The following is a 22,062-nucleotide window of genomic DNA, read 5'->3' as shown; positions in this document are numbered from 1 at the left end:
CTGGGGTTATACGCCCACCCTCGGCCTACCGGGGCAGGGACGCCGCCTGTCTCACCCCAGGATGTCCGCTTCGCCGTCGGTCGGCCTGGGGGCAGGCGCTCACGGAAAGGAAGAACGCTGTGGCAGATCTCAGCTTGCAGGGGAAGTCGGCCATCGTCACCGGCGGCGCGTCCGGTATCGGCGGCGCCATCACGAGGCTGTTCGTCGCCCGTGGTGCCCGGGTCGTCGTCGTGGACCTGCAGCGCGAGGCCGGTGAGGGGCTCGCCAGCGAGCTGGGCGATGCCGTGGTATTCCTGTCCGGCGACGTCTCCGACCCGGCCGTCGCGCGCGCGGCCGTCGCGGCCGCCGTCGAACGTTTCGGCAAGCTCGACGTCCTGGTCAACAACGCCAGCGCGTCGCGGCAGAAGGCGTTCGAGGAGCAGACCGATGACGACTGGAACCTGGCGATGGACACCGGTCTGTACGCCACCCGCAACTTCATGCTCGCCGCCCTGCCGGAGTTGAAGAAGGCCGGCGGCGCGTCGGTCGTCAACTTCGGTTCCGGTGCCGGGCTCGACGGCCAGCCCAACCAGGCCTCGTACGCGGCGGCGAAGGAGGCCATCCGGGGGCTGAGCCGGGTGGTCGCCAACGAGTGGGCGCCACTGAACATCCGCGTCAACGTGGTCTGCCCGATGGCCCTCACCGCCGGGGTGGCCCAGTGGGCCGAGGCGCGTCCCGAGCAGTACGCCCAGTCCGCGGCCAAGGTGCCCCTGGGCCGTTTCGGGGACCCCGAGAAGGACGTCGCCCCCATCGTCGCCTTCCTCGCGAGCGACGACGCCCAGTACATGACCGGGCAGACCGTCATGGCCGACGGCGGCGCGATCAAACTGCGCTGAGACGTACGGGAGCGGGAAAGGCTCCCGCGGCCGGGAATGCATTTCTTCGGTGTCGCCATCGCGCCCCCCATTCCGTCGTGGCGAGTGTCACCCCATGACGTTTCCCAGCCACCGCGGAAAACGATGAGTTCCTTCTCGTAGCGGCTATCGAGTGGCTCGCCGGTGCCGTACGACACCGGCGGCGGCCGCTCCCCGTACCGCCGCAAGGAGCGCCTACCGCGCTCGGCGCAGACCTTCGCCCAGGCCGACCGGATCCCGGCGACACTCACCGGCCATCCGGTCGGCTACCAGGCGATCCATCCCGCCTGACCCCGTCACGGTCGGGCGCGCTACCTGCCCGCAGGCTTACGATCACCTCATTACGCAGCGTGACTATCGTCACATATTCAGGCTGATCGACATGAGCCTGGCCCTGCCTTACCTCCTGGCGTATCGCGCCTGAGAACGGGCGATGCGAGCATCCGCCGCCGCCTATCCCGCCCCCTCTGCGGCCATCGGTCTCCGACGCTTCTTCGCAGTTCGGCGCCTACCCTTCTCACCGGATGAGAATCGGCCCTTTTATCGCCGATCGCGCGATTCATAGAGTGACCCGGCCCCAGACGGCACTGCGGCGTGGACCGGGTGAGGAGGACACATGGCCGGACGGGCGGAAGCCGCGAGCAACGGCGGGCGGACCGCCAACCGACTGCTCCAGGTCCTGCGCCTCTTCGCCCGCGAGGAGTCGCTGACCGCCGAGCGCATCGCCGAGCGGACCGGCATCCCGGTGAGCACCGTCTACCGGCTGCTCGCCCACCTCACCGAGTTCGACTTCGTACGCCGCTCGCCCGCCGGGCCGATGTACGCGGCGGGCCCGGTGGCGGTCCAGTTCGCCGAGCGGTACCGCAGCGAGGCGCTGCTGCGCACCACGATCGGGCCGCGCCTGGCGCGGCTGTCCCAGGAGTCCGGCGAGCTGGCCGCCTACCTGGTCCCGGTCGGGACCGAGGCCCTGTGCGTGGACGCGGTCGAGGGGCTCCGCCTCCTCCGCTGCTGCTACAGCCGCGGCGCCACGCAGCCGCTGCTGCGCGGCGCCACCGCCCAGGCGATCCTCGCGTGCCTTCCCGAAGAGCGAAGGCAGGCCGTGTACGCCGCCTACGACCTGTCCCCCGAGCAGGTCGGCGACCTGGAGGCCGAGCACGAGCAGGTGCGCCGGGAGGGCGTCGCCGTCAGCGAGGGCGCGCTGGACGAGGGCGTGTGGGGCGCGAGCTCGCCCGTGCTCGACGCCGACGGGGTGCTCGGAGGCGCCGTCACCGTGATGGCGCCGGCGGCACGGAGCACGCACCACCGGCGCTACTACGTCCGCCTCGTCAGGGAGGCGGCCCGCGATCTCAGTGGAGGAACGTTTTGACCAGGGTGGATCCCCCCGAGTGGACCGGACGCGACGACGGGCCCGGACCCGAGCACCTGCGCTGGCACCGCGCCGTGCGTCCGCTGCCCGCGGCGGACCGGCCCGGGACCGCCCTCATCGGGTTCGCCAGCGACGAGGGCGTCCGCCGGAACAAGGGCCGCACCGGGGCCGTCGAGGGCCCGGCGGCGCTGCGCCGGGCCCTGGCCCCGCTGGCCCTGCACGCGCCCGCCGTCCTGTACGACGCCGGTGACGTGCGCGTCGACGACGGCGATCTGGAGAGCGGCCAGGCCGAGCTGGGCCGGACCGTCGCCGCCGCCATGAACGACGGCCACTTCCCCGTCGTCCTGGGCGGCGGCCACGAGGTCGCCTGGGCCAGCTATCTCGGCCTCGACAGCGGCCTCGGCGCCGACCGCACCCGCACGCTGGGCGTGCTCAACCTCGACGCGCACTTCGACCTGCGCCAGGAGGCGGTACCGACCTCCGGCACCGGGTTCCTGCAGATCGCCGAGAACGAGCAGGCGCGCGGCCGCCCGTTCCGCTACGCCGTCGCGGGCATCAGCGAGACCGGGAACAGCCGCGTGCTCTTCGACCGCGCCGACCGCCTCGGGGTGCGCTACCTGACCGACACCGAGTGCTCCCCGGCGGCCCTGGAATCGGTGCTGGACTTCGTACGCGAGTTCGTCGCCTCGGTGGACGACGTGTACCTCACCCTCGATCTCGACGTGCTGCCCGCGTGGGTGGCGCCCGGGGTGAGCGCCCCGGCCGCCATGGGAGTCGCCCCCGAGGTCGTGCAGGCGGTGATCGACACGGTCGCCGCCTCGGGCCGGCTCGCCCTCTTCGACGTCGCCGAACTCAACCCCGCCCTCGACATCGACGGCCGCACCGCCCGGGTCGCCGCCCGCATGATCGACCGCGTCGTGACCCGAAGGAACGCGCAGTGAACCTCGAACTGAGCCTGGACCTGGTCCAGAGCAGCGCGCTGGCCGGCCTGCTGCTCGTCCTGGGCGAGTCCGCCCGCCGCCGGATCGGGTTCCTCCAGCGGTTCAGCATCCCCGGCCCGGTCGTCGGCGGGTTCCTGTTCGCGCTGCTCCTGCTGGTGCTGCGCCAGACCCACGTGGCCACCGTGGAGTTCGACACCACGCTGCAGGAACCGGCGATGATCGCCTTCTTCACCACGATCGGCCTGACCGGCAGCCTGGCGCTGGTGCGCAAGGGCGGCCGGCTGCTGATCGTCTACCTGCTGGCCTGCTGGACGCTGGCGGTCATGCAGAACCTCGTCGGCATCGGCCTGGCCGAGGCGCTCCACCTGGACCCGCTGCTGGGCATCATGGCCGGCGCGGTGAGCCTTGAGGGCGGGCACGGCGCCGCGGCGGCGTTCGGCCCGACCGCCGAGTCCATGGGCGCCGACGGCGCCACCGCCGTCGCCATCGCCGCGGCGACGTTCGGCCTGCTGGCGGCCGGCCTGCTCGGCGGCCCGCTGGCCGGCTGGCTGATGAAGCGGTACGACGTCGCGGTCCCGGCCGCCGCGTCCGCGGACCCGGCCGGCGGCACGGATCGGGAGCCGGAGCAGAGCGACGCCGCCGGCTACCGCCAGCTGCTGCCCACCCTGGTCCTGATCGGCGTGATCATGGTGCTCGGCACGCTGCTGAGCACCTGGTTCAGCGACACGACCGGCTTCGTGCTGCCGGGGTACGTGGGCGCGATGGTGGTCGCGGTCGTGTTCCGCAACCTCAACGACAGGTTCGGGTGGGTGCGGCTGCATCCCGGGTCCGTCAACCTGGTCTCCGGGCTGACCCTGGGGTTCTTCCTGACCATGGCCATGATGAGCCTCAAGATCTGGGACCTGTACGAGCTGGCCCTGCCGCTGGTCGTGATCCTCGCGGTGCAGGTCCTGGTGCTCGCGCTGTTCGTCTCCTTCGTGGTCGTACCGCTGCTGGGCCGCGACTACGACGCGGTCACGATGGCGGCCGGGATGATGGGCCACGGCCTGGGCGGCACCCCCAACGCGATGGCCAACATGGACGCCTTCAACAGCCGGTTCGGCGTACGTTCGGAACGCGCGTTCCTGGTGGTTCCGCTGGCCGGCGCGGTGCTCATCGACCTGGTCGGACTCCCGTGGATCGTATGGTGCATGAACTGGGTCGGCGGAGGCTGACCCCCGGTGGCGGTCGTGGGAAACCGGAGGTCGATCCTCGCCTCCTTCCTCCCGTCGCCGGACGGTCTGAAGACGGCGTCTCCCGCATAGCGGGGACAGGGGGTCATGGCGTCCGGGTGTTGCCGGTGAACAGCCTGTCCAGGTGTAGATCGATCGCGGTGAGCGCGTCCTGGGGTGCGATCACGTCCAGTTCGATCAGGGGGGTGAAGCCGGTGAGGGCGAGGAGCAGGTCGGTCTCGGTCGCCGGGTCGCGGTCCGGGGCGATGTGCCCGTCGGCGATCGCACGGCGGACCAGGTCCTCGACGAGGGCCCGCCCCTGGACGAGGCCGCGGCGCGCCTGCTCGTGGACGGCCTCGTCGTGCAGCGCCTCCAGGACGTAGGCGGCGCTCATCCGGCTGGTCGCGCGGGCGTCGGCATGCAAAGGGAGCATCTCCGCGAGCACCACTCGCAGCACGTCACGGGGGTGCGGCCGGTCACCGAGCTTGTCGAGGCCTTGGCCGACGCGCAGCGAGGTCTGCTCGGACGCGAAGTCCATGGCGAAGGAGAGCATGGCGGCCCGGGAGGCGAAGTAGTGCTGCAGCTGCCCGAGGGAGATGCCCGCCTCCCGCGCCACCACGCGCATCGTCAGATGCGCGACGCCGCGCTGCTCCACCACCCGCCACAGCGCGCGGGCGATCGCTTCGCGGCGCTCGCGGTGATCCACCTGTTTCGGCATCGCCGGCCTCTCCTCCCGGTTTTCCAATACGGTTGACATAATACAGTTGACCTATAAAGCTGGGGGCCGTTCGAGGAGGGGATCGCCATGTTTGAGCACCCGAGGGTCCGGACCACGGAAGGTGTGGTGCAGGGGCGCCGCCGGCGGGGGCACGCGGTGTTCCGCGGTGTCCCGTACGCCCAGCCTCCGGTGGGGACGCTGCGCTTCGCCGCGCCCGCACCGCCACTCCCCTGGGACGGGACGAGGCAGGCGGCGGAGTTCGGCCCCGTGATGCCGCTGTCCCTGCCGATCGACCTGGGACCGCCGCAGGGCACGGACTGGCTGACGCTCGACATCGGCACTCCGGATCCGGGCGCGGCGGGGCTGCCGGTGCTGGTGTGGATCCCCGTGGGCGGCTACGTCTCGGCGGCGTCGAGCGACCCGATGTACGACCCGGCGGCCCTGGCCGAGGCGGGGATCGTCGTGGTGACGATCAACTGCCGCGTGGGCGCGGAGGGGTTCGCGTTCCTCGACGACGCACCGCCCAACCGCGGGTTCCTCGACCAGATCGCGGCGCTGGAGTGGATACAGCGGAACATCGCCGCCTTCGGAGGCGACCCCGGCCAGGTCACCGTGGGCGGAGTGTCCGCCGGGGCGGGGTCGGTCGCCGCCCTTCTGACGATGAAGCGGGCGCGCGGCCTGTTCCGGCGGGCCATGACCCATTCCGTACCGGGGCTGCACAGCACCCCCGCGCTGGCACGGCAGGCCACCGCCGCGTTCGCGGAACGGCTCGGCGCGGCGGCCCCCACCGCCGCGGCCCTGCGCGACATCGACCCGTGGCGTCTGGCCGCGGAGCTCACCTCGTTCAACGCCGGTCTCCACGCGCACCGGGAGAGCTGGGGACGGCTCACGGAGACCGGCACCGCCCTGTGCCCCGTCGTCGACGGCGAGGTCCTCCCCGAAACGCCCTGGCCCGCGCTGGCCGGCGCGCGAGCGAGCGGGACCGAGCTGCTCGTCGGCCACACCCGGGACGAGTTCCGTTTCTTCAGCGTCATGAGCGGACGGCGGGGCACCTTCACCGAGCACGACGCCCGCGCGACCCTGGAGCTGCTCGCCCCGCGGCCGCACGGCGCGGACGCGTACCGTGCCGCGTTTCCGCAGGCCGGTCCGGAGGAGCTGGTGGAGACGGTGTACTCCGACGCCCTGTTCCGCATGCCGTCGCAGAAGCTCGCCGAGGCGAACGCCGCGGCCGGCGGCACCTCGTACCTGTTCGAACTGTGCTGGACCGCCCCTGCCCTCGGCGGCGCCCTGGGCGCCTGCCACAGCCTCGACATCCCCCTGGCGTTCGGGACGCTGGACAGCCCCGTCGGCGCGCAGCTCATCGGCGACGAGCCCACCGCCGAGGCCTTCGCCCTCTCCCGCGAGATCCAGGGGACATGGCTCCGCTTCGTCACCACCGGCGACGCGGGCTGGGCCCCTCACCGGCCCGGCGAGCGGCTCACCCGCGTCTGGGACGCCGAGCCGGAGACCCTGCCGTACCCCGAACAGGCCTCCCGCCGGATCTGGGAAGGCCACTTCCCCGCGCCCTTCGATCTGCCGCAGCGGGTCGGCCTGGGCGGGCGAGGCCGTCCGGAATAGGTGAGGCCTCGCGTTCAGTCGAGGAAGAGCGCCGCGAGCCGTGGGAGGCGGCGGCGCATCTCCTCGTCGTCCTCGACGTCCCAGTCCTCGCCGGTCGGCTTTTCGGGACGCGCCATCGCCCGTACACCGGCTTCCACGGCCGCGTCGAAAGAATCGGTCTCGCCCTGGGACCTCTGGTACGCGTCCTTGATCGGATACCCCAGCGACTCGAAGCCGACCCAGCCGCTCTCCTCGCGGCTCATCCGGCCGACCACGGGCAGGTCCGCCAGGGAGTCCGGGTCCGCCACGGCACGGGTGAACGTGGCCCGGCCCAGCAGGACCAGCCCGTCGCGGAAGTCCATGAAACCGTCGTCCCCGCAGCCTCCCTCGATGAGGTAGGCGGCATTCCACAGTGGATACCGGTACGCGGAATCGGTCACCTCGACCGCCTTCAGGTAGAAGTCGACGATCTCCGCCGGCTCCAGCGCGGCCAGTACGTCCGTCAGCGCGCCGGGCAGGGGGTCATCGGGCGGGTTCCTGTCATCGGCCCGGTGGCCGACCGTGGTGCGCGCCCGCTCGATGAGGCTCCACCATTCGTCGATCCGCATGGCCAGGGAGCCTAGCCTCGCTCCTGGATGTCCGAATCGAGCGGGCCGGCCGCGGCCGCCTCTATGATTGCGCGATGTCGCTCGCAGTGCGCTGGATTCGGCTGCTGATGGTGGTATCGGCGGCCGGCTTCGCCGGCGCGGCCTACGCCACCCGCGCCATCATGGACGGGCCCATCGAGCAGTACTCGGGCGCCGCCTTTTCCGCGGCCATCGTCTACACGATAGTGATTTTCATATGGCCGCGGCTCTCCCCCCTGGTCGCCGGCGGCGCCGTGATCGCATACTGCTGGTTCATCGAATTCGCGCAGCTCACGCCCGTGCCCGGGGCGATCTCCCAACGCAGCTGGTTCGCGCGCCAGCTGCTGGGCGCCCAGTTCGACCTCGTTGACGTCGTCTGGTACCCCGTCGGCGCCATCTCATTGGTCGCCGCGCATTGGCTCCTCCGGACTCGCGCGCGTTCCCGTTCGCACCCGTCGCCCGCCGAGTCTTAGCGGTCGGCCGCGCAGGAGCACCGTCGAGCAGGACACGTCCTGCGCGGTGCGGCGCGCATCGACGCGGCTCCGCTGGTCGAGCCGGCGGAGGCTCTGGTCGAGCTGGCCGCCGGCACCCTCCCTCCCGCCCGCTTGAGCTACTTGGTGTTGCTAGATACCGGTAGTCAGTGTTACTTTGTACTGGTAGCTAGCGACACCGAATAGCAGAAGGGGGTGTTCCATGGGCAAGCAGGTGACGGAGATGCTCAAGGGAACGCTGGAGGGCGTCGTCCTGGCGATCCTGTCCGACCGGCCCGCGTACGGCTACGAGATCACGGCGTGGCTGCGCGACCAGGGCTTCACCGACATCGCCGAGGGCACCATCTACGCGCTGCTGGTCCGGGTCGAGCGGCGCGGTCTCGTCGACGTGGAGAAGGTCCCGTCCGAGAAGGGGCCGCCGCGCAAGGTGTACTCCCTCAACGCGCAGGGCCGGGAATATCTCGAAGAATTCTGGAAGACCTGGACCTTCCTCGCGGAACGTCTCGAACAGCTCCGCAAGGGAGGCAGATGACCACGGCCGGCACCGAGCGGGGCATCGCGGAACGGAACGGCGAGTTCGAGGAGGGTGGGCGATGAAAATCTGGGAGACCCTGACAGGCAGCGACCTCACCAGGGAATGGAAGGCGTTCGAGGCCCGGGCCGAGGCCCTGCCGGCCGACTACCGGGCGGCATGGGAAGAGATCAAGGGAAATCTCTTCCCCTACTCGGACTTCACCGGCCGGAACCTGATGCCGATCCTCGACGGCGCGCTCGGGCTGCTCGAAGAGTCGGCGGCCGACGGGCAGAGCATTCAGGAGGTGCTGGGCGACGACGTCAAGGGCTTCTGCGCGGCGCTGGCCGGCGGAGAGGGCGCCCGGAACTATCGCGACCGGTGGCGCGAGCAGCTGAACAGGAACGTCGCGAGGAAACTGGGCCGGCTGGGAGGCTGACGTGAGCATCCGGGACATCATCGAAGGCAAGAAGCAGTGGCGGGCGCACATGGCGCGGGTCAAGGCGCTCCCGCCGGACTACGAGATCGTCTACAAGGAGATCCAGAAGTACCTCTTCAAGGTCGGGCCGGTCGACCTGCATGACGGGCGCCTGCTGGGAGAGATCCTCGACTTCTTCGAGCAGGGCGCCGCGGCCGGAAAGGGCGTCCTGGAACTCCTCGGCGACGATGTCGCCGCCTTCTGCGACGACCTGATCAAGGACTCGCCCACCTTCGCGGAGATCTACCAGGAGTCCGTCCGCGGGAAATCCGGCACGGCCGAGAAGTAACTCCCGCCGACCGAGAACCTCGGCCCCTGACACGCCGCGCGTCCCGCGGAAGCGGTGAGATCCGCGCACGCGACCATCTGGAACGGCGTCCCGCCCTGCCGGCCTGAGCCCGCGGCCCGGCGGTGACCTGCCACGACGCCGACATCCCGACCGGAGCCGCCGCCGAGCGGCTCCGGTCCCCCGGACGCCCGCCGCGTCCGCGACACCCCATGCCCTCAGGGACGGCGGCGCCGCCGTGCCCGCATTCCGGGCGGCCACCTCTCGCGGCGGCATCGCCGTCCGCTGCCACAGATCCGCAGCCACGAAGGAGCACCCTCAATGACCAGCGCGAATCCCCCGGCGATCGCGGTCACCGGACTGCGCAAGTCCTACGGCGACAACGTCGTGCTCGACGGCATCGACCTGCGCGTCGCCGAAGGAACGATCTTCTCGCTGCTCGGCCCGAACGGCGCCGGCAAGACCACCGCCGTCCAGATCCTGTCCACGCTGATCGGCGCCGACGCCGGCGACATCCGGGTGGCGGGCCACGACCTGGCCGCCGAGCCGCAGGCGGTCCGCGCGTCCATCGGCGTCACCGGTCAGTACTCCGCGGTCGACAAGCTGCTGACCGGGGAGGAGAACCTGCTGCTGATGGCGGACCTGCACCACCTGTCCCGCAAGGACGGGAAGCGCAAGGCCGCCGAGCTGCTGCAGCGCTTCGACCTGGTGGAGGCCGCCAAGAAGCCGGCGTCCACCTACTCGGGCGGCATGGCCCGCCGGCTGGACCTGGCGATGACGCTGGTCGGCGAGCCGCGGCTGATCTTCCTGGACGAGCCCACCACCGGACTGGACCCGCGCAGCCGCCGCACCATGTGGCAGATCGTCCGCGACCTGGCCGGCGGCGGCGTCACGATCTTCCTGACCACGCAGTACCTGGAGGAGGCCGACCAGCTCGCCGACCGGATCGCGCTGCTCGACCACGGGACGCTGATCGCCGAAGGGACCCCCGAGGAGCTCAAGCGCCGCATCCCGGGCGGCCACGTGTCCCTGCGGTTCACCGACGACACCGCGCTCGACGGCGCACTCGGCGCGCTCGGCGCCGGCTTCGTGGACACCTCCGACGACGACCGGCTGACGCTGCAGGTCCCGTCCGACGGCGGCGTCGCCTCGCTGCGCGACCTGCTGGCCCGCCTGGACGCGGCCGGGATCGAACCGGCCGACCTGTCGATCCACACCCCCGACCTCGACGACGTCTTCCTCACCCTCACCGGCGACCCCAAGGACAAGGACGCAGTTCGATGAGCACCGCCACCGCCGTACGCACGCACACCCTGGCCGACTCGGCGACGATGATCCGCCGGCGCCTGAAGCACATGCTGCGCTATCCGGCCATGACCGTCCAGCTCATCGGCATGCCGGTCGTCTTCCTGCTGCTGTTCGTGTACGTCTTCGGCGGCACGCTCGGGGACGGGATCGCCGGCGGCGGGGGCCGCGGCCGGTACCTCGACTACGTGACCCCCGGCATCATCCTGATGACCACGGTCGGCGCCGCCACCAGCACCGCCATCTCGGTGGCCCTGGACATGGCCGAGGGGATCGTCGCCCGGTTCCGGACCATGGCCGTCTCCCGGGCGTCGATCCTCGTCGGGCATGTCATCGGCAGCATGATCTCCATTGCGATCAGCATCGTGGTCGTCGTCGGCGTCGCCCTGGCCATCGGCTTCCGGCCGAACGCCGGTGCGGTCGAGTGGCTGGCCGCCGCGGGCTTCCTGGCGCTGTTCGTCTTCTCGCTCACCTGGCTGGCGGTCGCGCTCGGCCTGGTGGCCAAGAACCCCGAGGGCGCCAGCAACGCGCCGCTGCTGCTGATGCTCCTGCCGTTCTTCGGCAGCGGCTTCGTGCCCACCGACTCGATGCCGGCCGCCCTGCGCTGGTTCGCCGAGTACCAGCCGTTCACCCCCGCCATCGAGACCCTGCGCGGCCTGCTGATGGGGGACGCGATCGGGAGCAGCGCCTACCAGGCCGTCGCCTGGTCCGTGGGCATCACCCTGGTCGGCTTCCTCTGGTCGATGAAGCTGTTCGGCCGCGACCCGAGCCGCTGACCATGCCAGGAACCGGCCGCGGCCGCCAGACCAGTGGGTCTGGCGGCCGCGAGTCCGTTCGCGGGCCGGTCACCCGCGGAGCCCGCGGCGGATCAGCGTGTCGAGTCGCCGCCATGCCGGCGACGAGGCGTTGACGGCCCGCTGGATGAGTTCGGGGATGTCGGAGGCGGGCTCCTGGCCGGGCAGGCCGGCGGCACCGTACCGGTCTCGGGTGGCGCGGACGATGCGGTCGGCCAGGTCCTGGAGGTACGGGTCGCCGGGGTCGAGGCCGTGGGCTCGGTCGTAGTCGTGGAACAGCGCCCGCAGGGCGGGGTCGGCGAGGATGCCGGCCTGGTCGTCCAGCGACTCGGCCGCGGTCCGCGGATGGGTGGTGAAGAGGAGGAGCCACAGGTCGGCCTGCAGGTTCACCCAGCGGGGGCTGAACCCGTACGCGCGGAGCCGGTCGAGGTAGGCGCCGACACCGGGAGGCAGCAGGCCGGCGTCGCCGCCGGCGAGACGCCGCAGCCGTTGCTGTGTCCGGCGAAGGTCGCGGATGCGGGCCGTGAGGGCGAGGTCGGCCTCGTGGAGGGCGGCGCGCAGGTCGGTGTCGGGGTCGGCGCGGAGTTCCCGGATACGGGCGAGCGGGACGCCCGCCTCGGCAAGCGTACGGATCTTGATGAGGTCGATGGCGTGCTGGGCGGTGTAGCGCCGGTAGCCCGAGGCGTCGCGTTCGGGTTCGGGGAGGAGCCCCTTGGCGTGGTAGACGCGGATGGTCTTGGTCGTCACCCCCGCGTACTGGGCCAGCCGGCCGATGGTGATCACCCGTCCATTCTGCTCCGCTTGACCTTGCCCTAAGGGCAAGGTCGCACCATGTGGCCATGACGGATGTGACCCCGGATCGGGAGACCCTGCGCGCGCTGGCCGACGAGGGCAACGAACCGGCCCTGGACCGCCTGGCCGACCTCGCCGACGCCCGCGGCGATCTGGACGAGCTGAACGAGCTGCTGGACGAGGGCAGCCAGCGGGCGGGACGGCTGCTCACCCGCCGCGCCGTGGCGGCCGGAGACCTGCGCGCGTTGCAGCGGCTGTCGGACGCGGGAGCGGAGGAGGCCGACGACGAGCTCCAGCGGCTCCTGTCCCCCGCGCCCGAAAGCGACGGCTGAACGAGCGGAAGGCGCTCGAACACCCTCTTCTTCGGGGACGCGGCCGGAACGCGATCTGACGCTGTAATCTCCTCGGCTCGCCTGTCAGATCGGACGTCCCCGCTGTTCGGACCTGCGCGGCGGACAACCTGACAACAACGATCTTCTTGTGGACGCGCGGAGCGATTCGCGACGGTGGTTCTCCCGCCACGGGCCTCACCGCCCGGCTCCCGCCACGAGGAGAATCGATGAAGCTCCCTCTCTGCGCCGCCGCGTTCACGGCGGCCGCCCTGCTCGCATCGCTGACCGGAGCGTCCGGAACGCCGGCGCGGGCGGCCGGCGCCGGGGCGCTGCCGACCGTGAACATGGAGGCCGCCGTCAAGGCGGCCCAGATCGACCCGCGGCGGCCCGACGACACGCTGACCCCGGGCGCCAAGGCCGCCGTGCTCCTCGTCGAGCGAGCGCTGCGCGACCGGAAGCTGCTCGACGCGAAGTGGGTGGACGGCTACTTCGGCACCACGACGGTCGCCGCGTACGCGAAGTACCAGCGGTCGCTCGGCTACACCGGCGCCGGCGCCAACGGCCTCCCGGGCAAGAGGTCCCTCACCGCGCTCGGATCCGGCCGCTTCAAGGTCGCCCACGCCATCGGCCCGGGTGCCCGCGTGTCCACCGGCGGCGTCGTCGTCAACACCCGTACGCGGGACATGCTGGCCGAGGCGGAACGGCTGGCCGGCCGCGACCTCGTGCTGGATCAGGGGTCGTACAACCCGGGCGGCGACCCCACGTCCGCCGGCACCCACGACGGCGGCGGTGTCGTCGACATCTCGGTGCGGGGGATGGACTCCGCCACCCGTACCGCGGTCGCCCGCGCGCTGCGCCGCGTCGGCTTCGCGGCCTGGGTGCGCAGCCCCCGGCAGGGCGACTGGCCGTGGCACATCCACGCCGCCGCCATCAGCGACACCGATCTCTCCGGGCAGGCCCAGCACCAGACCGGCGACTACTACCTCGGCCTGAACGGGCTCGCCGACCAGGGTCCGGACGACGGCCCGAAGGTCCCCATCCGCACCTGGGAGGAGTACCAGCGCCGCTGACCCCGGGTCCGAAAGCCCGGCTTCGCAGACAGGACAGGCTCCGTGTACAGAAAGGGAACAGCAATGCGTACGCTCAGCAAGGTTCTCACCGTGTCGACCGCCGCGATCGCGCTCGGCGGGGCGGTCTCCGCCCTCATGGCGCCCGCCTCGGCCGCAGCCCGTAACGGCGTGTGCGAGAACGGCGAGTTCTGCTACTACTTCAACAGCGGCAACAAGGGATCGGTGTCCGATTTCACCGGCTCGGTCGCCGACTACGGCACGACCCAACCTTCCTGCTACGACTTCAAAGGCGCGGGAGCCGGTAAGGGCAAGTGCGTCAAGAACCAGGCCGCCTCGGTCTGGAACCGCAGCGGCAAAACCGTCCGCGTCCACTACAACAGCAACTACGGCGGCCCGCACCAGGACTTCAAGGCCGGAGCCAAAGGCAACCTCAACTCCAGCCTGAAGAACCAGAACGCCTCGCACCAGTTCTCGCCGTCGTCGCGCACGAAGATGACGAGCGGGCTGTACAAGGCGAGCGGCGGCCGGATCACCTGCGGCTTCGACGGCTACACCACCACTCCCGGCCGGCACGAGGGCATCGACATCGCCCGCGGCGTCGGCTCGGACGTGCACGCCCTCGTGAGCGGCAAGGTCATCTACATCGCGCGCGGCGCCAACGGCAGCGGCGGCCTGTCCACGATCTCCATCTACAACTCCTCGCTGAACAAGACCGTGATCTACCTGCACTCCGCGCCGCGGTCCTCGCTGGCGGTGGGCCAGTCGGTCAGCCGCGGCCAGATCATCGCGGATGAGGCGTGGCGGGGCGTGTCGTCCAGCTCGGGGGCGCACACCCACGTCGAGATGCGGCTCGGACGGCAGACGCGCGCGGCCAAGAGCGTCAACGACCCGCACCTGGACAACCCGAACCCGACCTCGTTCTGGCACTCCCAGAACTACACCATCGGTTAGCCCGCGGCGGCCCAGGAGAGGAGGACGGCTGTGTCGACACGAACCGCGCGGCTGGTGCCGCGGCTCGCCGCGGCGACCGCCGCGGTGGCGCTCGGCGGGACGACCCTCATCGCGGCGATGCCCGCCTCGGCGGCGGCGCGCAACGGCGTGTGCGAGAACGGCGAGTTCTGCTACTACTTCAACAGCGGCAACAAGGGATCGGTGTCCGACTTCACCGGCTCGGTCGCCGACTACGGCACCACCCAACCTTCCTGCTACGACTTCAAAGGAGCAGGCGCCGGTAAGGGCAAGTGCGTCAAGAACCAGGCCGCCTCGGTCTGGAACCGCAGCGGCAAAACCGTCCGCGTCCACTACAACAGCAACTACGGCGGCCCGCACCAGGACTTCAAGGCCGGAGCCAAAGGCAACCTCAACTCCAGCCTGAAGAACCAGAACGCCTCGCACCAGTTCCTGGGCTCCACGCCGCCTACCGGCTGCAAGACCGACGGCACGCACAGCAGGCCGCCCACGACGATCCTGGTGTACCGGGTCTCGCTGGACCGGGTGGACCGCGTGGCGTTCAAGACCTACGTCAAGAACGTCCTGCCCAACGAGTGGGTGACGAGCTGGCCGGGCGAGTCGCTCAAGGCCGGGGCGATGGCCGTCAAGAGCTACGGCTGGTACTGGGCGCTGCACTCGACGCGGAAGACGCCGGACGGCCGGTGCTTCGACGTCTACGACACCACGTCCAGCCAGGTGTACGTGCCCGGCTCGGCGACGGCGTCGACGAGCGCCGCCGTGGACGCCACCTGGGGCACCCGCATGACCCGCGGAGGGAAGATCCTCCAGGCCCACTACTGCGCCACGACGACGGCGTGCGGCGGCTGGGTCACCGGGGACTGGATGTCCCAGTACGGCTCGCGCGACAAGGCCGGCGCGGGCTGGAGCCACTCCAGGATCCTCAAGGCCTACTACAGCGGGATCGCGCTCTCCTGAACCCGCGTCCGTGATGCCGGCTCTCCGCCGCGGCGGGGGGCCGGTGTCATTCGACGATGACCTGGAAATTGACCGGCCGGCTTCCGGGGAAGGCGACCTTCCCCGAGGCGTCCACCATCTTGAACCGCACGTAGCACAGGCCCGGCCTCCGCGGCGTGGTGATGTCGGCCCTGACATCGACCATCGCGCCCGGCCGCGTGTCCTTGATCGGCACGTCCGAGATGGTCTGGCACTGGTCGGCCCGCTGCGGAAGGTCGAGACGGCGCAGCGAGTACCCCTCCCACGGCACCTTCCCGGCGTTCTTGAGCCGCCACACCTTGGTGACGGTCCGGCCGGGGGCGACGCGCGTGCAGTCGGGCAGCGTGATGTCCGCGATGAACGCGGCGGAATCGCCCTTGTGCGCCGGCGGCGCCGGGGCGGGGTTGGTCGCCCGCACCGGGCAGTCGGCCGGCGCCGGCGCGGCCTTCGCCGGGCGGGCGGCGGCCGTCCCGCCGTCGCCCTCGGACCGGGTGTCGCGGTTGACGGCGATCACGATCAGGACGACCGTCCCCACGCCGACGGCCGCCGTCGCCAGCGCGACCGCGGCCGGGCGGGCCCGCCGGAACCGTTCCCGGCCCGCCGGCCGCCCGGGGACGGCCGGCCGCTCTCCGCCCGCGAGCCCGCCGGGCGGGATCGCCGGCGCGGGCACGACCGCCGAGGCCTCGCCGCCCGGGGGGCCGATGTCGAGGTGCATGGCCTGCCGTTCGGCGGCGCTCGCCGCGGAGGCCGGGAGGCCGGCGGGCGGCCGGGCGGGACGGGCCTCGGCGCCGCCCGCGACGTTCGCGGGCTCCGCGTGATCCCCGGCGCTCGCCGTTCGGACCGCCTGGTTCGCCCGCTCCCAGCGTTCGCGGTAATCGTCCGGATCCGCTCCGCACGCCTTGACGAACTCGGCGGTGGTCCCCCAACTCGGAAGCCTGTTACCCTTCGTGGCTTCGTGCAACGTTGTGTGTGAAATGGCCCCTGACCTGCCGGACATCTCCCGGAAGGAAGGGTTCCCAACCGATTTACGCAGTTCTCGCAGGGTCTCTGCGAAGTCCGCGATCGCCGCCGCATGTGCACGCATGTCGTCCACCGGGTGAAGCTAACAGCGCCCGCCGCCTCCGCTCAACCTCGAACGGATATCAGCACCCCCAACACATGATCAACTAGCGTCCTCCCATTTCTCGCCCGGTATCGCCCTACGGCCGCGCCTTCGACTATCACCTGGAGCCCGAATTGGAATTGCTCCGAGAACGCCGAGATGGGCCGGGCCGGGGAGAACCGCTAATTCACATACCTTTTGCGGGCGCGCTACCCCGCCAGCGGCCGGCACGGCCGCCGGCCGGCGGGACCCCGTGGCCTCAGGATTCCGGGACGGGCGGCGGCGCGATCCGGTAGCCGGCACCGGGGGTGGTGGTGATGATCGGCGGTTCGCCCAGTTTGCGGCGGAGGCGGCCGATGGTGACCGTGACGGTGTTGGTGAGCGGGTTGGCGTGCTCGTCCCACACCTGTTCGAGCAGGTCCTCGGCGCTGAGCAGCGCGGGGGCGGCGTGGAGGAGCGCTTCGAGCAGGGCGAACTCCTTGACCGACAGGTCCAGGTGGCGGCCGTCGCGGGTGGCGGTACGGCGCGCCGGATCGAGTTCGATGCCGGCCGCGCGGAGCGTGCGGGGGCGCGCGGAGGGGCGGCGGCGGGCCAGGGAGCGGATGCGCAGGACCAGTTCGGGGAAGTGGAACGGCTTGGCCAGGTAGTCGTCGGCCCCCAGGGTCAGGCCCGTGACCCGGTCGACCGGTGAGTCGGCGGCCGTGAGCATGATGACCATGGCGCGGTCGTCGCGGTCGGTGATCATCTGGCAGAGCGTGTCGCCGTGGAGGCCCGGCAGGTCCCGGTCGAGGACGACGACCTCGTACGCGTTCAGGTCGAGCTTGGCCGCGGCCTCCAGCCCGTCGTACGCCACGTCCACGGCCATGCCCTGATCGCTCAGCCCTTCGGCCAGGACGTCGGCCAGGGAACGGGCGTCCTCGACCACGAGCACCCTCACGCCGGCACCCCGGCCGAGGGCAGTGCGATCGCGACGGTGAGCCCGCCTTCCGGCCGGGCCCGCAGGCGCAGGGTGCCGCCGTGCGCCGCGGCGACGGCGGCGACGATCGACAGGCCCAGGCCGGAGCCGTCGCCGGAACCGGTACGGTCGGCGGCCAGGCGCTGGAAGGGCATGGCCAGCCGGTCGGCCTGTTCCTGGGAGAGGACGGGTCCGCTGGTCTCCACGACGAGTTCGGCCGTCGCGCCGCCGGTGGTGGCGGAGAGCCGGATCCAGCCGCCGTCCTGGTTGTGGACGACCGCGTTGTCGACCACGTTGTCGACCATGCGGGCCAGGAGCGTGCCGTTCCCCCTGGTCCGCGCGGCGGCGGCGAGGCCCGCGGACTCGACGGTGAGGCCCTTGGCGGTGATGGCGGCGGCCCTGGCGTCCAGCGCCTCGGCGGCCAGGTCGCCGAGCGCGAGCGTCGTACGGCCGGTCAGGGAGGCGTGCTGCGCGCGGGCGAGGGAGAGCAGCCCTTCGAGGAGGCGGTCGACCTGGTCGAGTTCGGTACGGAGCCGGCCCGCCAGCACGGCGGTCTGCGCCGGGACGGGCCCGGGCTTGGCCATGGCCACGTCCAGCGAGGCGCGCATGGTGGCCAGCGGGGTGCGCAGCTCGTGCGAGGCGTCGGCCACGAAGCGGCGCTGTGCGGAGAAGGAGGCCTCCAGCCGTTCCAGCAGGTCGTCGATGGTGTCGGCGAGATCCTTGACCTCGTCGTCCGGGCCCGGGACGGCCAGCCGCTCGTGCAGGCTGTCGGCGGTGATCCGGCGGGTCGCCGCGGTGATCGTCCGCAGCGGGCGCAGCACGCGCCCCGCGACGACCCGGCCCTGCACGATCGCCACCAGGCCCATGACCGCGAGCGCCACCGCCGAGGCGATCAGCAGCCGGTTCGTGTACGCGGCCTGGGACTCGGCCAGCTGGGCCTGGAGTGATGCGATCTGCCGGGCGGCGGCCGGCATCATCGGCTCCTCCGGAGGCGTGGCGGCGGGCGCCGACTGGCTGACCCTCGTCCCGCTCAGGCCCACGGCGTTGGTGATGGCCAGCAGTCCGGCGGCCGAAAGCAGGAACATTCCCCCGTACAGGGCGGTGAGGCGCACGCGTACGGTGTGCCTCCGGCGTCGCCACGTTCTCATGGCCTCAAGGATGCCCGGCCTGGCCTAACAGCGAGATGACAGCGTCCGTTCGGGCCGTTTTAGCGGCGGGCCCGTACAACCGGTCGCATGGCAGAGATCATCGAAGTCGGCGGGCTGCGCAAGCGGTTCGGAACGGCCATGGCGCTGGACGGCATGGCGTTCACCGTCCGGCCCGGCCTGGTCACCGGGCTCGTGGGGCCGAACGGGGCGGGCAAGTCCACCACGATGCGGGTCATCCTCGGGCTCGACGCGCCCGACGAGGGCCGGGCCCTGATCGGCGGGCGGCCGTACGCGAGCCTGCGCGAGCCCCTGCGCCATGTGGGGGCGCTCCTGGACGCCGGGGCGCTGCAACCGGGCCGCACCGCGCGGAACCACCTGCTGTGGCTGGCCCGTTCTCAGGGGCTGCCGGCCAGGCGGGTGGACGAGGTGCTCGACCAGGTCGGGATGCGGCCGGCCGCCCGGCGCAGAGCGGGCGGCCTCTCCCTGGGCATGCGGCAGCGGCTCGGCATCGCCGCCGCCCTCCTCGGCGACCCGCCCGTACTGATCCTGGACGAGCCGGTCAACGGCCTCGATCCCGAAGGCATCGTCTGGATGCGCCGCCTGCTGCGTTCGCTGGCCGGCGAGGGGCGCGCCGTGCTGCTGTCCAGCCATCTGATGCGCGAGCTGGAGGGCACCGCCGACCAGCTGGTGGTGGTGGGCAGGGGCCGCGTCATCGCCGACACCGGCGTGACCGAGCTGATCGCGGCCGCGTCCCGCGGCCGGGTCACGCTGCGGACCCCGGAGCCCGCCGCGGCGGCGGCCGCGCTGGGCCGCGCCGGCGCCGCCGCGCGGCCGGACGATCACGGCGCCCTCGCCGTCACCGGGCTGCCCGCCGAGCGGATCGTGGCCGCGCTGACCGCCGCCGCGGTGCCGTTCTCCGAGGTGGCGGCGTACCGGGCGACGCTGGAGCAGGCCTACATGGACCTCACCGGCGACGCCGTCGAGTACCGGGGGGCGGCACGATGAGCGGCGTCCCGCGCGAGTTCGGCAGGCTCCTGCGCGCCGAGTGGACCAAGTTCAGGACGGTACGCGGCTGGACGGCCGCCGCCATCGCGGCGGCGCTGGTCACCGTGGGGCTCGGGTTGTTCTCCGCCGCCGGCAGCCACTCCTCCTGCGGCACCGGCCCCGTCGAGGTCGCCTGCCCGCCGCCGCCGACGGCACCGACCGGCGAGGCGGTCAACGACAAGTTCTACTTCGTCCACCGCACGCTGACCGGGGACGGCGCCATCACCGTCCGGCTCACCTCCATGACCGGCCGGATCCGCAAGCCGGACGTCAAGCCCGGCGAACGGAACCTGGTGGCCGGGGTGGTGCCGTGGGCCAAGGCCGGCGTCATGATCAAGGAGAGCACCCGGCAGGGCGCGCCCTACGCGGCGGTGATGATGACCGGCGAGCACGGCGTGCGCATGCAGCACGACTTCACCCGCGACGTGGCCGGCCGCCACCGCGACGTCTCCGAACGGTCGCCGCTGTGGCTGCGGCTGACCCGCTCCGGCGGCACGCTCACCGGGTACGAGTCCGCCGACGGCCGCACCTGGACCCGGATCGGCACCGCGTCCCCGGCCGGGCTGCCGCGCAGCGTCCGGATCGGCATGTTCGCGACGTCCCCCGGCGACCTGACCGTCACGCGGGCGGACCTCGGCGGAACCGTCGCCGCGGAGCGCTTCACCGAGACGACCGGCGAGTTCGACCAGGTCACGGTGGTGGGCACCGCGCCGGGCGGCTGGCGCCACGACGACATCGGCGTCACGATCGGCCCCGACGGGGCGCCCCACCATCCCGGCCGCGCCGTCCGGTCCGGCGGCGCGTTCGCCGTGACCGGCGTCGGCGACATCGGGCCCGCCACGGAGGGCATGCGGGCCGAGGCCCCGCTCGCCGGGGCGCCGGCCGGGCTGGTCCTGGTGATCGTGGTGGCGGTCCTGTTCGTCACCGCCGAGTACCGGCACGGCCTGATCCGTACCACCCTGCTGGCCGCTCCCCGGCGCGGCCGGGCCCTGGCGGCCAAGGCCCTCACGGCCGGCCTGGCCACGTTCGCGGTCGCGCTGCCCGCCGCCACGGCCGCGTTCGTGCTCGGCGGAAGGATCCTGCGCGCCAACGGCAACGCCGTCCTCCCCGTACCGCCGCTCACGCAGGTGCGCGTCGTGGTCGGCATTGCGGTGCTGTTCGCGCTGGCCGCGGTGCTCGCCCTGGCTCTGGGCGCGCTGCTGAGGCGCGGCGTCGCGGCCGTCATCACCGCCATCGCGGCGATCGTGGTCCCGCACATCGTGGCGACCACGTCGGTCCTGCCCGAGAGCGCGGCGGGATGGCTGCTGACCGTGACACCGGCGGCCGCCTTCGCCGTCCAGCAGAGCGTCCCCGAGTACCCCCAGATGCTCGGCCATTACTCACCCCTCGCCGGGTTCTACCCGCTGCCGCCCCTGGCGGGGCTCGGCGTCCTGGCCGGTTACGCCGCCCTCGCCCTCGGCCTGGCCGCTCTCCGGCTCCGGCGGGCGGACGCGTGAGCGACCACCCGCGAGCCTTTCCGTCGAAGACGACCCTCTACGCGGAGTGGACGAAACTCCGCACCCTGCCCGTGACCGGCCGGCTGCTCCTCGCGAGCATCGCGCTTACCGTCCTCACCGGGGCCGCCGCGTCCGCCCTCGTCACCTGCGGTACGGAAGCCTGCGGCCACGATCCCGCCGAGATCAGCCTCTTCGGCGTGCAGGCCGGGCAGTCGCTCGTCGCCGTCCTGGCCGTACTGGCGATCTCCGGCGAGTACGGCACCGGCATGATCCGCCTCACCCTGACCGCCATGCCCCGCCGCACCGGCGTGCTGGCCGCCAAGGCCGCCGTCCTGACCGGCCTGACCCTGGGCGCCGCGAGCGTCGCCGTGCTCGGCTCCGTACTGGCCACCCGCCCCATCCTGCTCCGCAACGGATTCCCACCCGACCCGCTCACCAGCGGCTCCATGCTCCGCGCCGCCACCGGCTCGGTCCTGTACCTGACGCTCATCGCCCTGCTCAGCCTGGGCGTCGCCACCGCCGTACGCGACTCCGCCACCGCCATCGCGACCGTCCTGGGACTGCTCTACACCTTCCCCGTCCTCATCCTTCTGGTCTCCGACGACGAGTGGCAGCGGATGCTGTGGCGGCTCTCCCCCATGAACGCGGGACTGGCCGTCCAATCCACCACCGGCCTCGCCGCCCTCCCCCTCTCCCCCTGGCAGGGCCTGGGCGTTCTGTCCGCCTGGGCCCTGGCGGCACTACTGGCCGGCGGACTGCTGCTACGGAAGCGCGACGCATGAACGGCCGGCGCTTCGGCGTTCGCCCGCGTCCCGGGACGGAGATGGAAGCGGCGTCCGTCCCGGGACCCGGCGGTTGGGGGCTATTCGGCCGTGCGCCACTGCTCGGACGGCGAGACGCCCGGGAGCGGCCGGCCGATGAGGGCCAGCGGGATGAAGAAGTTGACCTGCCCGATCACCATGG

General features: G+C 72.1%; 25 protein-coding genes. 19 read left to right on the top strand and 6 right to left on the bottom strand.

The window, feature by feature from the left end; genetic code table 11:
- The first annotated feature begins 119 nt into the window (after window positions 1–119).
- The 5 genes from AB0881_RS13880 to gltS all read left to right on the top strand — a co-directional run bounded on the left by AB0881_RS13880 (window position 120) and on the right by gltS (window position 4,414).
- Window positions 120–875: an SDR family oxidoreductase gene (locus AB0881_RS13880; RefSeq protein WP_366617014.1), complete on the top strand. Its 756-nt coding sequence runs from the start codon at window positions 120–122 to the stop codon at window positions 873–875.
- 162 nt (window positions 876–1,037) lie between these two features.
- Window positions 1,038–1,184: a hypothetical protein gene (locus AB0881_RS13875; RefSeq protein ID WP_366617013.1), complete on the top strand. Its 147-nt coding sequence runs from the start codon at window positions 1,038–1,040 to the stop codon at window positions 1,182–1,184.
- 325 nt (window positions 1,185–1,509) lie between these two features.
- Window positions 1,510–2,259 carry an IclR family transcriptional regulator gene (locus AB0881_RS13870; protein ID WP_366617011.1) on the top strand — a complete coding sequence of 250 codons (750 nt, stop codon included), beginning with the start codon at window positions 1,510–1,512 and terminating at the stop codon, window positions 2,257–2,259.
- A 5-nt stretch (window positions 2,260–2,264) separates the two neighbouring features.
- Window positions 2,265–3,200 carry a formimidoylglutamase gene (gene hutG, locus AB0881_RS13865; protein ID WP_366617196.1) on the top strand — a complete coding sequence of 312 codons (936 nt, stop codon included), beginning with the start codon at window positions 2,265–2,267 and terminating at the stop codon, window positions 3,198–3,200.
- Window positions 3,197–4,414: a sodium/glutamate symporter gene (gene gltS, locus AB0881_RS13860; protein WP_366617009.1), complete on the top strand. Its 1,218-nt coding sequence runs from the start codon at window positions 3,197–3,199 to the stop codon at window positions 4,412–4,414. Before hutG ends, gltS begins: the two co-directional genes overlap by 4 nt.
- A 103-nt stretch (window positions 4,415–4,517) precedes the next feature.
- Here gltS and AB0881_RS13855 read toward each other — a convergent pair whose 3' ends face one another.
- Window positions 4,518–5,129, bottom strand: a complete 612-nt coding sequence (locus tag AB0881_RS13855; RefSeq protein WP_366617007.1) for a TetR family transcriptional regulator C-terminal domain-containing protein — start codon at window positions 5,127–5,129, stop codon at window positions 4,518–4,520.
- Between the two features lie 87 nt (window positions 5,130–5,216).
- On the opposite strand from AB0881_RS13855, the gene AB0881_RS13850 reads away from it, so the two are divergent.
- Complete coding sequence (locus tag AB0881_RS13850; protein WP_366617005.1) at window positions 5,217–6,746, top strand: carboxylesterase family protein; 1,530 nt, start codon at window positions 5,217–5,219, stop codon at window positions 6,744–6,746.
- A 14-nt stretch (window positions 6,747–6,760) separates the two neighbouring features.
- On the opposite strand, the gene AB0881_RS13845 is transcribed toward AB0881_RS13850, so the two are convergent.
- Window positions 6,761–7,333, bottom strand: coding sequence for a DUF4240 domain-containing protein (locus AB0881_RS13845; protein ID WP_366617004.1), 573 nt, complete (start codon window positions 7,331–7,333; stop codon window positions 6,761–6,763).
- A 74-nt stretch (window positions 7,334–7,407) separates the two neighbouring features.
- On the opposite strand from AB0881_RS13845, the gene AB0881_RS13840 reads away from it, so the two are divergent.
- The 6 genes from AB0881_RS13840 to AB0881_RS13815 all read left to right on the top strand — a co-directional run bounded on the left by AB0881_RS13840 (window position 7,408) and on the right by AB0881_RS13815 (window position 11,198).
- Window positions 7,408–7,824 carry a DUF2809 domain-containing protein gene (locus AB0881_RS13840; RefSeq protein ID WP_366617002.1) on the top strand — a complete coding sequence of 139 codons (417 nt, stop codon included), beginning with the start codon at window positions 7,408–7,410 and terminating at the stop codon, window positions 7,822–7,824.
- A gap of 220 nt (window positions 7,825–8,044) precedes the next feature.
- Window positions 8,045–8,374 (top strand): PadR family transcriptional regulator, encoded by a 330-nt coding sequence (locus AB0881_RS13835; RefSeq protein ID WP_366617000.1) that lies wholly within the window; start codon window positions 8,045–8,047, stop codon window positions 8,372–8,374.
- Between the two features lie 61 nt (window positions 8,375–8,435).
- Entirely contained in the window at window positions 8,436–8,792 is a 357-nt protein-coding gene (locus AB0881_RS13830) for a DUF1048 domain-containing protein (RefSeq protein WP_366616998.1), read from the top strand.
- A 1-nt stretch (window position 8,793) separates the two neighbouring features.
- The gene (locus AB0881_RS13825; RefSeq protein WP_366616997.1) at window positions 8,794–9,120 is read left to right on the top strand and encodes a DUF1048 domain-containing protein; all 327 of its coding nucleotides are present in this window, start codon (window positions 8,794–8,796) and stop codon (window positions 9,118–9,120) included.
- A gap of 318 nt (window positions 9,121–9,438) precedes the next feature.
- Window positions 9,439–10,401 (top strand): ATP-binding cassette domain-containing protein, encoded by a 963-nt coding sequence (locus tag AB0881_RS13820; RefSeq protein WP_366616995.1) that lies wholly within the window; start codon window positions 9,439–9,441, stop codon window positions 10,399–10,401.
- A complete protein-coding gene (locus AB0881_RS13815) occupies window positions 10,398–11,198 on the top strand; it encodes an ABC transporter permease (RefSeq protein ID WP_366616993.1) in 801 nt (266 codons plus the stop codon). Before AB0881_RS13820 ends, AB0881_RS13815 begins: the two co-directional genes overlap by 4 nt.
- Window positions 11,199–11,267: 69 nt before the next feature.
- On the opposite strand, the gene AB0881_RS13810 is transcribed toward AB0881_RS13815, so the two are convergent.
- The gene (locus AB0881_RS13810; RefSeq protein ID WP_366616992.1) at window positions 11,268–11,999 is read right to left on the bottom strand and encodes a MerR family transcriptional regulator; all 732 of its coding nucleotides are present in this window, start codon (window positions 11,997–11,999) and stop codon (window positions 11,268–11,270) included.
- Window positions 12,000–12,055: 56 nt separating this feature from the next.
- Between AB0881_RS13810 and AB0881_RS13805 the strand changes: the two genes are divergently transcribed.
- The 4 genes from AB0881_RS13805 (at window position 12,056) to AB0881_RS13790 (ending at window position 15,336) form a co-directional block, all read left to right on the top strand.
- Window positions 12,056–12,340 carry a hypothetical protein gene (locus tag AB0881_RS13805; RefSeq protein ID WP_366616991.1) on the top strand — a complete coding sequence of 95 codons (285 nt, stop codon included), beginning with the start codon at window positions 12,056–12,058 and terminating at the stop codon, window positions 12,338–12,340.
- Between the two features lie 227 nt (window positions 12,341–12,567).
- Window positions 12,568–13,410, top strand: coding sequence for a peptidoglycan-binding protein (locus AB0881_RS13800; RefSeq protein ID WP_366616989.1), 843 nt, complete (start codon window positions 12,568–12,570; stop codon window positions 13,408–13,410).
- Between the two features lie 63 nt (window positions 13,411–13,473).
- Window positions 13,474–14,361, top strand: coding sequence for a peptidase inhibitor family I36 protein (locus tag AB0881_RS13795; protein WP_366616987.1), 888 nt, complete (start codon window positions 13,474–13,476; stop codon window positions 14,359–14,361).
- Between the two features lie 30 nt (window positions 14,362–14,391).
- The gene (locus tag AB0881_RS13790; RefSeq protein ID WP_366616985.1) at window positions 14,392–15,336 is read left to right on the top strand and encodes a SpoIID/LytB domain-containing protein; all 945 of its coding nucleotides are present in this window, start codon (window positions 14,392–14,394) and stop codon (window positions 15,334–15,336) included.
- 46 nt (window positions 15,337–15,382) lie between these two features.
- Here AB0881_RS13790 and AB0881_RS13785 read toward each other — a convergent pair whose 3' ends face one another.
- The 3 genes from AB0881_RS13785 to AB0881_RS13775 all read right to left on the bottom strand — a co-directional run bounded on the left by AB0881_RS13785 (window position 15,383) and on the right by AB0881_RS13775 (window position 18,559).
- On the bottom strand, window positions 15,383–16,315 hold the full coding sequence (locus tag AB0881_RS13785; RefSeq protein ID WP_366616984.1) for an NBR1-Ig-like domain-containing protein: 933 nt from the start codon (window positions 16,313–16,315) through the stop codon (window positions 15,383–15,385).
- A 400-nt stretch (window positions 16,316–16,715) separates the two neighbouring features.
- The gene (locus tag AB0881_RS13780) at window positions 16,716–17,393 is read right to left on the bottom strand and encodes a response regulator transcription factor (protein WP_366616982.1); all 678 of its coding nucleotides are present in this window, start codon (window positions 17,391–17,393) and stop codon (window positions 16,716–16,718) included.
- Complete coding sequence (locus tag AB0881_RS13775; RefSeq protein ID WP_366616980.1) at window positions 17,390–18,559, bottom strand: ATP-binding protein; 1,170 nt, start codon at window positions 18,557–18,559, stop codon at window positions 17,390–17,392. The genes AB0881_RS13780 and AB0881_RS13775 overlap by 4 nt, the downstream gene beginning before the upstream one ends.
- Before the next feature lie 87 nt (window positions 18,560–18,646).
- Between AB0881_RS13775 and AB0881_RS13770 the strand changes: the two genes are divergently transcribed.
- From AB0881_RS13770 to AB0881_RS13760, 3 genes are read left to right on the top strand one after another with little or no spacing between them, the layout of a single operon-like run.
- Window positions 18,647–19,564: an ATP-binding cassette domain-containing protein gene (locus AB0881_RS13770; protein WP_366616979.1), complete on the top strand. Its 918-nt coding sequence runs from the start codon at window positions 18,647–18,649 to the stop codon at window positions 19,562–19,564.
- Window positions 19,561–21,099 carry a hypothetical protein gene (locus AB0881_RS13765; protein WP_366616977.1) on the top strand — a complete coding sequence of 513 codons (1,539 nt, stop codon included), beginning with the start codon at window positions 19,561–19,563 and terminating at the stop codon, window positions 21,097–21,099. Before AB0881_RS13770 ends, AB0881_RS13765 begins: the two co-directional genes overlap by 4 nt.
- A complete protein-coding gene (locus tag AB0881_RS13760) occupies window positions 21,096–21,881 on the top strand; it encodes an ABC transporter permease (protein WP_366616975.1) in 786 nt (261 codons plus the stop codon). The genes AB0881_RS13765 and AB0881_RS13760 overlap by 4 nt, the downstream gene beginning before the upstream one ends.
- The last annotated feature ends 181 nt before the right edge of the window (window positions 21,882–22,062 follow it).

Source organism: Spirillospora sp. NPDC029432 (assembly GCF_040703975.1).
Classification (GTDB): domain Bacteria; phylum Actinomycetota; class Actinomycetes; order Streptosporangiales; family Streptosporangiaceae; genus Spirillospora.
This window is presented reverse-complemented; position numbering and strand designations above follow the sequence as displayed.